At 67.0% G+C, this 12,441-nt stretch carries 8 protein-coding genes; 4 read left to right on the top strand and 4 right to left on the bottom strand.

Annotated features, from left to right (window positions below; all coding sequences use genetic code 11):
• Window positions 1-2,433 (top strand): hypothetical protein (locus HPY83_15550; GenBank protein NPV09360.1); only part of this gene is annotated, 2,433 nt, incomplete at its 5' end.
• Window positions 2,434-2,555: 122 nt separating this feature from the next.
• Here the strand turns inward: HPY83_15550 and HPY83_15555 are convergent.
• On the bottom strand, window positions 2,556-3,326 hold the full coding sequence (locus HPY83_15555) for a 2-dehydro-3-deoxyglucarate aldolase (GenBank protein ID NPV09361.1): 771 nt from the start codon (window positions 3,324-3,326) through the stop codon (window positions 2,556-2,558).
• 50 nt (window positions 3,327-3,376) lie between these two features.
• Window positions 3,377-4,477, bottom strand: a complete 1,101-nt coding sequence (locus HPY83_15560) for a response regulator (GenBank protein NPV09362.1) — start codon at window positions 4,475-4,477, stop codon at window positions 3,377-3,379.
• 699 nt (window positions 4,478-5,176) lie between these two features.
• On the opposite strand from HPY83_15560, the gene pheS reads away from it, so the two are divergent.
• Both pheS and HPY83_15570 read left to right on the top strand, forming a co-directional pair.
• Window positions 5,177-6,211 carry a phenylalanine--tRNA ligase subunit alpha gene (gene pheS / locus HPY83_15565; protein NPV09363.1) on the top strand — a complete coding sequence of 345 codons (1,035 nt, stop codon included), beginning with the start codon at window positions 5,177-5,179 and terminating at the stop codon, window positions 6,209-6,211.
• A gap of 133 nt (window positions 6,212-6,344) precedes the next feature.
• Window positions 6,345-8,813 carry a phenylalanine--tRNA ligase subunit beta gene (locus tag HPY83_15570; GenBank protein NPV09364.1) on the top strand — a complete coding sequence of 823 codons (2,469 nt, stop codon included), beginning with the start codon at window positions 6,345-6,347 and terminating at the stop codon, window positions 8,811-8,813.
• Between the two features lie 124 nt (window positions 8,814-8,937).
• On the opposite strand, the gene HPY83_15575 is transcribed toward HPY83_15570, so the two are convergent.
• On the bottom strand, window positions 8,938-10,326 hold the full coding sequence (locus HPY83_15575) for a M20/M25/M40 family metallo-hydrolase (GenBank protein NPV09365.1): 1,389 nt from the start codon (window positions 10,324-10,326) through the stop codon (window positions 8,938-8,940).
• Window positions 10,323-11,420: a M20/M25/M40 family metallo-hydrolase gene (locus tag HPY83_15580; GenBank protein ID NPV09366.1), complete on the bottom strand. Its 1,098-nt coding sequence runs from the start codon at window positions 11,418-11,420 to the stop codon at window positions 10,323-10,325. The genes HPY83_15575 and HPY83_15580 overlap by 4 nt, the downstream gene beginning before the upstream one ends.
• Before the next feature lie 563 nt (window positions 11,421-11,983).
• Between HPY83_15580 and HPY83_15585 the strand changes: the two genes are divergently transcribed.
• Window positions 11,984-12,436 carry a GatB/YqeY domain-containing protein gene (locus HPY83_15585; protein NPV09367.1) on the top strand — a complete coding sequence of 151 codons (453 nt, stop codon included), beginning with the start codon at window positions 11,984-11,986 and terminating at the stop codon, window positions 12,434-12,436.
• Window positions 12,437-12,441: the final 5 nt, after the last annotated feature.

The following is a 12,441-nucleotide window of genomic DNA, read 5'->3' on the forward strand; positions in this document are numbered from 1 at the left end:
GACGGGCTGGCGGCGGCAGCCTGGTGGTGGCTGGTGGCCTCGGCGGTGGGACTGGCGGCCTGGCCCTTGACCCATCGGCTGCTGGGGAGGCTATGGGCCGGGGGATGGCCTCTTGCTCGGGTGGTGGGACTGGCCCTGACGGCCTATCCCGTCTGGCTGGGCGCGAGCCTGGGAGTGACGTCCAACACTGTGGGGGCCTCGTTACTCTCCCTGGGCTGCCTGACCCTGATAGGGCTGGTGCTGGCCTGGCTGGGAAGGCGCAGCTTGACGGCCTTCCTGCGCTCCCGCTGGCGGGAGGCGGCAGCGGCGGAAGGGGTGGCGCTGGTGGCCTACCTGATCTGGACCGCGGTACGTGTCCTCAACCCAGATCTGTGGCACCCGTGGTGGGGCGGCGAGCGCCCCATGGAGATGGGCTTCTTCCTAGCCGTCCTCAAGAGCGGCCGCTTCCCCCCTTACGACCCCTTCTATGCCGGCGGGTACATCAACTACTACTACTATGGACTGCACCTGGCGGGCTCGCTCACGAAGCTGAGCGGCATTCGGCCTGAGGTGGCCTTCAACCTAGCCCTCTCGCTGTTCTACTCCCTCACCTTCTCTTCGGCCATGGTTCTGGGCGCCAGCCTGGTACGCAGTAGAGCGGTGCTCGCTGGTCTGGCATCAGCGGCATTGGTGGCCATCGTGGGCAACGTGGAGGGCGGGCTGCTGCTCATCCGCAGGTGGGCGGAGATAGGCCCCAATGCCCCGGGCGGCGGGGTGGCCCTGGTGGGGTGGCTGCCGCGAGTGGTGAGCGGAGTGGTAGCGGTACTCACCGGGCAGCGGGCAGCTCCGGCCTACGACTTCTGGGCCCCGACCCGGGTGATCCCCGACACCATCAACGAGTTTCCCTTCTTCAGCTTCCTCTACGGCGACCTGCACCCGCACATCCTGGACATGCCCGTGATCCTGACCGCCGCCGCGACGGCGTTCTGCCTGGTCGCCCGTCCCACCGGAGACGTGCCTCCACGGCTCGACCGGGCAGCGGTAGCGCGCCTCGGCCTGCTGGCCCTGCTCATCGGCACCGCCGTGGCCACCAACACCTGGGACGCACCGCTGCTGGTGGCCACGAGCCTGGGGGCGGTGGTGCTCCTGTGGGCCAGGAGCCGGCATCGGAACCGGATTCCCTGGTTGGTGGCTGTGGGTGTCATTGCGGCGGCGGTTGCTGGGGTGCTGCTCTTCCTGCCCTTCCTGAGCCTCTACCGGCCCCCTCCGGGAGGGTTCTCCTGGTCCGACGATGGCAGCCCGCTGATGCACTTCCTGCGAGTGTGGGGCCTGTTCGCCTTCCTGTCCGCTGCTCTCAGTCAGGAAGTGATCGCGGAGAGCCGGTTCCGACGCGGGGCGCTCGGGTTCCTGGCTCTGGCCGTGCGTCAGTGGCGGCGGCTACCCCGGTTGCTGGGCTTGGCGGAGCGCTCTACGGAGGGCCGCCGGGCTGCCGGGGCTGCCGGCTGGTTGCTCCTGGCATCGCTCGCGGCACTGGGAGGGCTGGTGTTGCTGGGACGGGCGGCCGCAGCCGTGGCATTGGCGCTGGCGCTGGTGAGCGGGCTGGGGGCAGTGGCGGCCCGGGGGAGAGGGACAGCCTTCGCTCAGGGGCTGGCGGCCTTGGGCTGGCTGGTTTTGCTGGGCACGGAGCTGTTTTACCTGAAGGACTGGCTTGCCGGCGGCGCCGCCTACCGCATGAACACCGTATTCAAGTTCGGGGTCCAGGCCTGGCTGCTTCTCGGGGTGGCCTGCGGTGCCCTGGCGCTCCGGCGGGGGACAAGGTCAGGGGACGGTAGACGAGCCGGCTGGCGACTGCCGGCGCTGGCCCTGGTGTGTCTGGCAGCGGTCTACCCAGTGCTGGGGACGCCCACGCGGCTGAGCGACCGTTTCCCCAATGCCCAACCTCCGATAGGTACGCTGGACGGCCTGGCGTATATGTCGGTGGGAGCCTACTTCTGGCCCGACGAGAACCATTTCATAGTTCTGGCGCCCGAAAAGGAGGCGCTGGACTGGCTGCGGGAAAACGTCTCCGGCACGCCGGTGGTGGCGGAGGCGGCGCTGGGCTACTACCGGGAGGGTGGGTCGCGGGTGGCGGCCTACACCGGGCTGCCCATACCCCTGGGGCCGCAGCACGAGGCGGAGCAGCGGCCCCAGGCACCGCTGGGCACGCGCCACGCGCTGGTGCGGCTTCTGTATGAATCGCCCGACCCGGCAGAGACTCTGGATCTGATGGAGCGGCTGGGCGTGTCTTACGTGTACGTGGGGCAGCTCGAGCGCATCGCCTACGGCCAGGGGATCGGCGACAAGTTCGCCACTATGGCATCCGCCGGGCAGTTGGAGACCGTCTTCGACAACGCCGACGTCGTTGTCTACAGGTTACAGGTTACAGGGGACAGGTTACAGGGGGAGAGGGAATAGGGATGTGGTTGCGGCGACCACTCGTCACGCCCAGACGCAGTCTCCCTCTCCCCCACACCCTGTTCCCTGTAACCTGTCCCCTATAACCTGTCCCCTGTAACCTGTAACCTGTCCCCTGTAACCTACCCCCTAGCCTTCCAGCCTCTGATGGCGGACATGGCCTGCCGGGCGCCAGCGCGCATGAAGCCGGCGTCGTTGGTGATGGCGATGAACCGGAAGCCCTGCTCTATGCGGCGGCTGACGTGCTCGGCGTCGGGAACGTGAATGCCAGCCGGAGTGCCCACCTTCTTCGCTGCCCGCAGCACCTCCTGGATGGCTTCCTCGTGGCGCGGGTCGCTGACGCTCATGTCGGGCTTGAGGCCCATGGAGCCGGCCAGGTCATTGGGGCCGATGAAGCAGGCGTCCACTCCCTCCACCGAGAGGATGGCCTCGGCATTGCGGACGGCCTCGATGTGCTCGATCTGGACGATGCAGGCGACCTGGTCGTTGGCCCAGGCAAAGTAATCGTCTCCGTAGACCATGCAACGGCCACCGCCCAGTGAGCGGACGCCCTCGGGCGGGTACTTCATAGCCGCTACCGCTTGCTCCGCCTGGGCCACCGTGTTCACCATGGGCACCACCAGCCCCAGGGCACCGGCATCCAGCAGCCGCTTGATCAGGGCGGGATCATTCCACGCCACCCGGGCCATGGGGATCGTCGGCGTAGTGGCGATCGCCTGGAAGCACTGAACTGTGGTCTCGAAGCCGATGGGGCTGTGCTCGGTATCCACGACCAGCCAGTCCCAGCCCAGGTGAGCCATGTACTCGGCAGCGATGGGAGAGCACAGCGACAGCCAGGTGCCCACCGCTGGCTGGCCGGCGGCCAGCTTCTCTTTCACCGTGTTTACCTTCACCAGACCTCCTGTCGGCCTTAGCTAGCGGATCGGTATCAGTGCGGTCCTGGTCAGGCCCAGCCGTCGAGAGCCTCCTCGACACTAGCGAAGAGCGGAGGCAGATTCGCCAGGCTCTCCCCGCCGTTTTCGATCACCGAGAGGGGCACGGCCAGCCTCACCCTGAGGCCGCAGCCGACCAGGTAGCTGAAGAAGGGGCCGAGCGCGCCTAGAGCGGCTCCAGCCCCGTCGGCGTAGGTCAGATCAATGACCACCCGGTTCAGGTTGGCTTGCTGGAAGTCGAGCATGGCGTCGCGCAGTCGACGGATGGCGGCTGCGCCGCTAAGGGAAAGCACAGCCAGGACCACTACGCCGTCGCGCACGCGGGCCAGTGACGACCGTGGCTGCTTGGTGCGCTCGGCCAGGGATCGCACTTGGGCGGGCGTAGGGGGCAGCACGAGCACTTCGTCGAAGCCCGCGCCCAGCAGCCGGGCCCGCTCCGCCGGAGCCTGTGCTCTGTCTGCTAGGGCCACCAGATAGGCGGTCGCTGTCTGGAAGGGGCCTCGCAAACGTCGGACCAGATCCGGGCCGTCCAGATCAGCCAAGAAGGGCTCCGCCAGGATCAGGGGTACGCAGTTGGCGATGGCGATGGCGAGAGCATCCAATCCGCTGGACGTGACCTCTACCGACCCGTGTTCGGCGAGGTACCGTGCCAGCAGGCTGACGCGCCAGTCGTCTCGGGCCGCCACCAGGGCGAAGACGTCCCGGCCGGCGACAGTTTCCGAGCCAGTCACGTTCGTGCGCCCGGGCTGGATCGGCACTATCCGCTTCAGGCGCTGGAGCAGGGCATAAGGCTCAAAAGGCTTAATGATGTAGTCGTCCGCGCCGCTACCTATCAGATCTTGCACCTGGCGGGCAGCCGTGACGGCAGTCAGCATGATGACCGGTATGGCCTTGGTTTCCGGCATGCTCTTGAGGCGGCGGAGGACTTGGTGGCCGTCCACCGTGGGGAGCACGACGTCCAGCAATATGAGATCGGGCTGATTCTCCCAGGCGAGGCGCAGCCCTTCCAGGCCGTCGGAGGCGAGCAGGACCTGATGATCGGACTGGCTCAGGAACAACTGGAGCATCTCCCTGAGGTCAGGATCGTCGTCTATTATGAGGATCTTCGCCATCAGGTACCTCAGCGCGGGTAGCGTTCATGCGTTGGCGTGAGATCAGGGGCACAGTGGCCGGCCCCAGGGACTGAGCGATGCTAGCATGGGGCCCGAGCGGCGTCAACGGAGGACTGGCTTCACCGCGGTTCACCCCCGGAGTTCACCGTGGAGGGCGCAGAGACCGCAGAGGAAACGCACTGAGGAAAGGGAGGAGGATAGGGAGGACGCAAGTCTGGAGGTGTATATGGACCGCCAGGGCTGCCGGACTCGCGGCGGGGTCTACCGACCCAGCCCTTCTCTACTATCCTCTGCGTCTTCCCTGCGGTCTCTGCGCCCTCGGCGGTGAGATCTACCCTGCGCTTGCGGAGCGGCGGACCTGCTGGTACTATCAAGGGTCAAAGGCTGTGACGGAGAGGAGTAGGCCCAGGGGAAGTCCCCAGGGAGGCCGGGCCGCCGACTGAAAGCCCGGCTGGATGGAAGCTGGCTGAAGTTCGCTCCTGAGCCGACGGGTGAAGCGGCGCTGCCGTGTGTAGTCCGCTCCGGGAGCCTCCCGTTAGCGAGGCACCCAATAAGCCGCGCAGGCGGTCGTTGGGCCGAGTGGGTCCTGGTGACCAATTAGGGTGGTACCGCGAGGCCGTCGTCCTCGTCCCTAAGGGAGAGGCGGCGGCTTCTGTGTTATTGCCTACAACGGAGGCGGCGGGGCCAGGAGGTAACGAAGTGTCAAGAGACCTGGAGAGGCTGGAGCAGGAGGCATTGGAGGAGCTGGGCAGGGCTTCGAGCGGGCCGGAGCTGGAAGCCTGGCACCAGAAGTACCTGGGCCGGCGTGGCCAGCTGACGCTGTTCATGCGCGCCATCGGGTCCCTGCCGCCGGAGAAGCGGCCCCAGGCCGGACAGGCGGGCAACCGGCTGCGGGAGCTGCTGGAGGCCCGTCATCGCGAGCGCGAGGCGCAGGTGCGCGAGATCGAGCTGGCTCAGACTCTGGCGGCCCAGGCCGTGGACGTGACCCTTCCCGGCCGCCGGCCCTGGACGGGCGGGCTGCATCCGGTCACGCTGACCCTGCGGCGGATGTACGACATCTTCGCCGAGATGGGCTTCCAGGTCTTCCGCTCCCGCGAGGTGGAGACCGACAGCTACAACTTCGAGCTGCTCAACATGCCGCCTCACCACCCGGCACGCGACATGTGGGACACCTTCTACGTGAGCGACACGGTGGTCCTGCGCACTCATACGTCGCCGGGGCAGATTCACGCTATGCGCACGTTCTATCCGGATCCTATCCGGGTCATCCTGCCGGGCAAGTGCTACCGCTATGAGCAGGTCACGGCGCGGTCGGAGTCCATGTTCTATCAGGTAGAGGGGCTGGCAGTGGGCCACAGCATCACCCTGGCCGACCTCAAGGGTGTGATGGCGACCTTCGCGCGGCGGATGTATGGGCCGGAGCGACGCATGCGGTTCCGAGCCAGCTACTTCCCCTTCACCGAGCCCAGCGTGGAGGTGGACATGGACTGCATCATCTGCGGGGGCGACGGCTGTCGGGTGTGCAAGCAGACGGGCTGGGTGGAGATCGCCGGCGCCGGGATGGTGCATCCGACGGTGCTGCGGAACGGAGGCTACGACCCAGACGAGTTCAGCGGGTTCGCCTTCGGCATGGGACCAGAAAGGGTGGCCATGATCCTTAACGACGTGGATGACATCCGCTACTTCTACGGCAATGACCTGCGCTTCCTGCGCCAGTTCGGCAGCCTGAGCTAGAGAACGTGATGCGTGATACGTGACACGTGATGCGTGATGCATAGCGCATCACGTGTCGCTATTCACTCGTCACGTATCACGCATCACGTGTCACGTGTTATGTGCGACATCGAGCGGATGAGGAGAGCCTGTCATGCGAGCACCATTGAGCTGGCTGCGCGAGTACGTGGATATTGACCTCCCGGTCGAGGAGTTGGCCGAGCGGCTCACCCTGGCCGGGCTCGAAGTCAAGGCTATAGACCGGATCGGTGACTGGTGGGACCGAGAACGGATCGTGGTAGGCCGAGTGGTGCGGGTGGAGCCACACCCCAACGCTGACCGACTGACGCTGCCGGTGGTGGAGTACGGAAACAACGAAGCCATCCAGGTCGTAACTGGGGCGCCCAACGTCGCGGTGGGATCATCGGGGCAGAAGGTGGCGCTGGCGATGGCCGGGGCCCGACTGATAGATGGGTATGCCGAAGAGAGACGCTGGATCACTCTCAAGCCCAGCAGAATCCGCGGGGTGGCCTCCGAGGGGATGGTCTGCTCGGAGAAGGAACTGGGGTTGTCGGACGAGCACGAGGGCATCCTCATCCTGCCTGACGATGCCCCAGTGGGTGTCCCGCTGGTGGACTATCTGGGCGACATGGTGTTGGATATCGAACTCACGCCCAACCTGGCCCGGTGCCTTTCCATCATTGGGGTGGCGCGGGAGGTGGCTGCCCTAACCGGTCGGGAGCTTCGACTGACGGAGCCGGAGATGCTGGCCCAGGGCCCGCCAGCGGCAGGCCAAGTGTCGGTGGAGATCGCCGACCCGGATCTGTGCTCCCGCTACACCGCCACCATCATCCGTGGCATCGAGGTGAGCGAATCCCCCTTCTGGATGCGGAGGCGACTGCAGCTCTGCGGGGTGCGACCCATCAACAACATCGTGGACATAACCAACTACGTGATGCTGGAGTGGGGCCAGCCGTTGCACGCTTTCGACTACGATCTGCTGCGCGGCCCTTCCGGCCGCAGGCCGCCGGAGGATACTCCCTGCATCGTGGTGCGTCGGGCCCGGCCGGGCGAAACCATGACCACGCTGGACGGCCAGCTTCGGCAGCTGGACGAGGACATCCTGCTCATCACCGACGGGGGCGGTCCGGTGGCGGTGGCTGGTGTCATGGGCGGGCTGGAGTCCGAGATCGGAGAGGCTACGCGGCACGTGCTCCTGGAAGCGGCTTCGTTCGACATGATCGGCAACCGGGTGGCGGCCCAGCGCCTGCGGCTGAGCTCCGAGGCCGCCTACCGGTTTGGCCGGGGGGTGCCGCCGTCTCTAGCCGATCGGGCGGCGCGACGGGCGGCGGAGCTGATGCGTTCGCTCGCCGGAGGGGAGATCCAGGCGGGCGTAGTGGACGCCTACCCGGTGCCCCAACCGGTGATAGTGGTACCACTGAATCCGGAGCGAGCCCGGCGAGTGCTGGGGCTGGACGTGAGCGACGACGAGATCGAGGCCATCCTCTGCTCGCTGGAGTTCCGCGTGCAGCGAGCGAACGAAGAGTGGAGGGTCGAGGTGCCTCCGGAGCGGCTGGACGTGAGCATCGAGGAGGACCTCTACGAGGAGATCGCCCGCCTCTACGGATACGAGCGGCTGCCCACCACCCGCATGCGCGACGAGTTGCCACCCGAGCATGACGACCGGTCGCTTCGGGCGGAGGAGGTGCTGCGGAACGCGCTGGTGGCCTCAGGGCTGCAGGAAGTCATCACCTACTCCCTAGTGGACTGGCGCCAGGAGCTGCCTCTGCATCCGGCGGGGGCGCTGACCGAGGACGACTACGTGCGGGTGCTCAACCCGCTGGCCACCGATCGACAGTGGCTGCGGCGTCTGGTGCTGCCCGGTGTCCTGGGGACAGTCCGCGACAACCTGCGCTTCACCGACGCCCTGCGCATCTTCGAGATAGGGCACGTCTACCTGCACCGTCAAGGGCAGGAACTCCCCGAGGAGCGGGCTAGACTGGCAGCTGCCATGACCGGATGGGCAGAGGAGCCCTCCTGGCAGGACCAGTCGCCGCGGGGGCTGGACTTCTTCGATGCCAAAGGAGCTCTAGAGGAAGTGGCCCAGCGACTGGGGGTGAGTCTGTCTTTCTCAGCCGGCACCCGAGAGGGGATGCATCCGGGCCGAACGGCGAACGTGTCGCTGGAGGACGGCACCGAGATCGGCTATCTGGCCGAGCTGCATCCGGCAACGCGCGCCTTCTACGGCCTGCCGGAGCAGCCCATCATGGTGTGGGAGCTGGACCTGGTTCCCCTCCTGGAGCACTGGGTAGAACACCCCAAGGTGGAGCCGGTCTCGCGCTTTCCGCCGGTGATCCAGGATATGGCGGTGGTGTTGCCGATCGAGGTGCCGGAGGCCCTGGTGGAGGAGGAGATCCTGCGCGCCGGTGGGGCGCTTCTGGGATCGGCTCGGCTCTTCGACATCTACACCGGCGATCCCATCCCCGAGGGGGAGCGCAGTCTGGCCTTCCGCCTGGTCTACCGGGCTCTGGACCGGACGCCTGGGGAGGACGAGGTGCGGAGAGCGCACGAGCGCATCGCCCGGCGCCTGGCGGAGCGGCTGGGAGCGCGGCTGAGAGAATGATACGTGATGCGTGATGCGTGATTCGTGATACGTGATGCGTGATGAGCGAGATGAGCGAGCGTCAGATATGGCGCCTGACGCGTCACCTATCACGCATCACTCTTCACGCATCACGTATCACTCTTCACGCATCACGCTTCGCCACCGTCTCCCAGGCGACGGCAACGAGGGTCCGGAGCATGGTCCGCAGGCTCTCTACGGGCAAGCACTCGTCGCGCCCATGTACTCCTTCCTGGCCGCCCAGCTCTGGCCGGGGAGCCTGGGGAGCGAAGCCGTAGACCGTGGCCCCGAGGGGCCGGACGAAGCGAGAGTCGGTGAAGCCGGAGGTAATGCCGGGAAGCCAAGCCAGGTCGTGGTGGCCAGTGGCCGCGGCGGTGGCCCTCTGGACCGCCTGGCTGAACGGGGTCGGGTAGTCCGAAGCACTGGGCTCGGCCGTGGTGCGCACTTGCACCTGGACGCCGGCCAGGCCCTTCAGTGCATCCGCGAGGGCACGCTCGACGTCGGCCTGTGTCTGACCGGGGAGGGTGCGCACGTCGCAGGTGAGCTGAGCGGTGGCCGGAATGGCGTTGGACTTGGAGCCGGCGCGTGCCATGGTGGGGGTCACCGTCATGGCCGAAGCACCGCGCAGGGCTGAGGCTATGCCCCTTTCGGCCCTGTCCAGGGCAGCGAAGTCCACCGAGAGGAAGCGGACCAGGTCCCGCGCCATCATCGCGCGGGCGGCATCGAATACCGGATGCGATAGGTCCACCCCGGGCCGGTAGGCCTGGAGGCGCTGAACGGCCGTGGCCAGAGGGTAGAGGGGGCTGTCCGCGGCCCAGGGAGCAGCGGCGTGTCCCCCCCGTCCGGTCAGGGTGATGGTGGCCTCTAGGCGCCCCTTCTCGCCGGTGTTGAGGATGTAGCCCAATCGCTCCCCCGTCTGGAAGCAAGTGCCTCCACCTTCATTCAGGGCGTAGTCGGCCGCGATCAAGTCGCGGTGCTGGCGGGCGAGCCACTCGAAGCCGTAGCGGCCGCCCGTCTCCTCGTCGGCCCCGGCGGCCAAGATGACTGTCCCTCTCAGGGGCAGGTTCACGCGGGCCAGAACCAGGAGGGCCATGGCGCCGGCGGCGGCGAGGCCCTTGCAGTCGGCGGCGCCCCGGCCGTGGATGGCCCCGTCCGCCACGGTGCCGGCGAAGGGTGGGAAGCGCCACTGATCGGCGTCGTCCACCGGGACCACGTCGAGGTGGCTCATCAGAAGGAGGCGGGGACGGCCGCCGGACCCAAGGCTTGCCACCAGGTTGCCCCGGTCCGGTGCCGATTCCAGAATGCGGGCCTCGATGCCCTCCCGGGCCAGTTTGGCCTGCAGGACTCGACAGACATCCGTCTCGTGCCCGGGACCGTCTTCCCCGGCGTTGATGCTCGGAACCCGAATGAGCTCGGCAAGCAACTCCACGGCCTCGTCGAGAGACCGGTCGGCGTTCTCCAGGATGTGGTCCAGGGACATGTCTGCCTCCGTGAGGGCTTCTGCCCCGGTCATTCCTCCAGGAAGGCCAGGGAGGGGAGACTTTCGAGCGCGCGCACCAGAGCCAGGAGCCAAAGGACGGCGTTGGCGGCATCGTTGAGGTCGCAGGTACACACGGGCGAGTGGGAGTACCGACGGGCGAGGCCGATGCCGCCGGTGGGGATGCCCCCCCGCGCCAGATGGATGGAGGCGGCGTCGGTGGCGGCTTTGCCCAGCACGGTGGCGCGCTGGTAGGGCACACCGGCGCTCTGGGCAGCCTGTTCCAGGAGACGGCGCATGGCCGGATGCATGATGTTGCCGGCTGCAGCGTCGCCGCTCGCCAGGAGGAGCACCGGGCCCTTGCCGATGGCTGCCGGCATCTCGCGGTGGTAGTCCACGTCCGGTGTATCGCCGCTCATGAAGGTATCCACGGGCACGGCGCAGTCAGGCGCCAAGGAGTAGGCGGCCACGGCGGCACCGCGGAGACCGACTTCTTCCTGGGTGGTGATGACGCAGGAGACCCGGGTGGCCGGCCGCTCCCGCTGCAGCCTGCGCATGGTAGCCAAGAGGACAGCACAACCAAGGCGGTCGTCAATGGCCTTGCCGGCCACGATGTCCGGCCGTCCTAGCTCCACCAGCGGGCTGACGAAGGCCACCGCGTCACCGATGCGCACCCTGAGGGCAGCCACCTCATCGGCATTGGCGGCTCCGACGTCAATGTACAAGTCGTCGGGATCGGGCAGGCGGCCGCGGTCTTCGGGTCCCTGCAAGTGTCCGCTCTTGACCCCGATCACGCCGCGCACCGACCCATTGATGCGGACCATGCGCCCGGGGAGAAGGGCGGGCTGGGTGCCACCGACAATGGAGAACCGAAGGTATCCCTCGGGCTCCACGCTCTTGACCATGAGCCCGATCTCGTCTGAGTGGGCGGCCAGCAGCAGGTGGTACCCCTCGGAGCCGCCGACCGTAGCGCAAACGTTGCCGAAGCAGTCCACGCTGATGGTATCGCTCAAGGGAGCGAGCTTGTGGCGCAGGGCGCGGATGACCGCTTCCTCGTGCCCCGATACCCCGTCCAGAGCGGTGAGCTCCTCCAGATCCGATCTGATCTCGGCTTTGACGTCCTCTAGCATGGGCATTCCCTCCCCAGGTGGCAGGCAATGGTAGGCCGCGGCAGCCATGCTGACAAGTGTCGGCGAGCGAGCAGAGTGAGCGAGGAACCGGGGCTCGCCCCGCAATCGTCGTAGTGAGTCTTGGCGGACTGCGCCCCTCGCCCCCGACCATCAGCCTGAGCCTCAGCGTACCACTTGTGTGCCTCTGGTGCCGTTCTGAGCATCAGTGAGGCAGCCGTGTCCCCCGGGTGTCATGCTGAACCAAGTGAAGCATCTTCGATTTCCCAGTCCGAGGTTCTTCGCTGACGCTCCGAATGACACCGGGGGACGCGGGCACGGGACTGGGGGAGCGGGCGTGACAAGGATATGAGAGGCATGGCTCTCGGAGCGGCCGCATGGGGGCACACGAGAAGCTTCAGCGATAGTAGTGCACCGTGCAGGAGAGGCGACGGGACCGATGTGGCCTGCGGCATCGGCCTCAGAGGCAGGACTGCGCCGGACGACCCAGGTCTTTGACCCTCTCTGGCCCCAGACCTATAATCACCCTCTGACCTAGCGCATTCAGGGCAGTACTGGAGGAGGCCTTGGCTCTCACTGATGACCTGTTGGCGGACATGCACGCCGCGATGCGCGCTGGAAATGTGCGGCGGCGCGAGACGCTGCGCATGCTACGGGCCGCCATCAGGAACGAAGAGGTGGCCCAAGGACACTCGCTAGACGAGGCGGCGCTGATAGAGGTGCTCCAGCGGGAGGCCAAGAAGCGGCAAGAGCCGTTGGAGATGTACCGCCGTGCGGGGCGGCAAGACCTGGTGCAGGAGATGGAGACCGAGCTTGCTATCATAGCCGAGTATCTGCCCGAGCCCATGAGTGCCGAGGAGGTTGAGGCTGTCGTCAGGGAGGCCATCGCCGAAACCGGCGCCGAAGACCCCCGCCAGCTAGGCCAGGTTATGAAACTGGTTATGCCCCGGGTGAGGGGAAGGGCCGACGGGCGGCAGGTGAGCGAGCTAGCTCGCAGGCTTCTCTCCCAGTCAAGCTAAGGCAG

The organism is Anaerolineae bacterium (genome assembly GCA_013178015.1).
Taxonomy (GTDB): Bacteria; Chloroflexota; Anaerolineae; order DRVO01; family DRVO01; genus Ch71.

Coding starts and splice junctions, on each gene's coding strand:
- HPY83_15580 (NPV09366.1), bottom strand. CDS start 11,420: ATGCTAGAGGACGTCAAAGCCGAGATCAGATCGGATCTGGAGGAGCTC.
- HPY83_15575 (NPV09365.1), bottom strand. CDS start 10,326: ATGACCGGGGCAGAAGCCCTCACGGAGGCAGACATGTCCCTGGACCAC.
- HPY83_15570 (NPV09364.1), top strand. CDS start 6,345: ATGCGAGCACCATTGAGCTGGCTGCGCGAGTACGTGGATATTGACCTC.
- HPY83_15560 (NPV09362.1), bottom strand. CDS start 4,477: ATGGCGAAGATCCTCATAATAGACGACGATCCTGACCTCAGGGAGATG.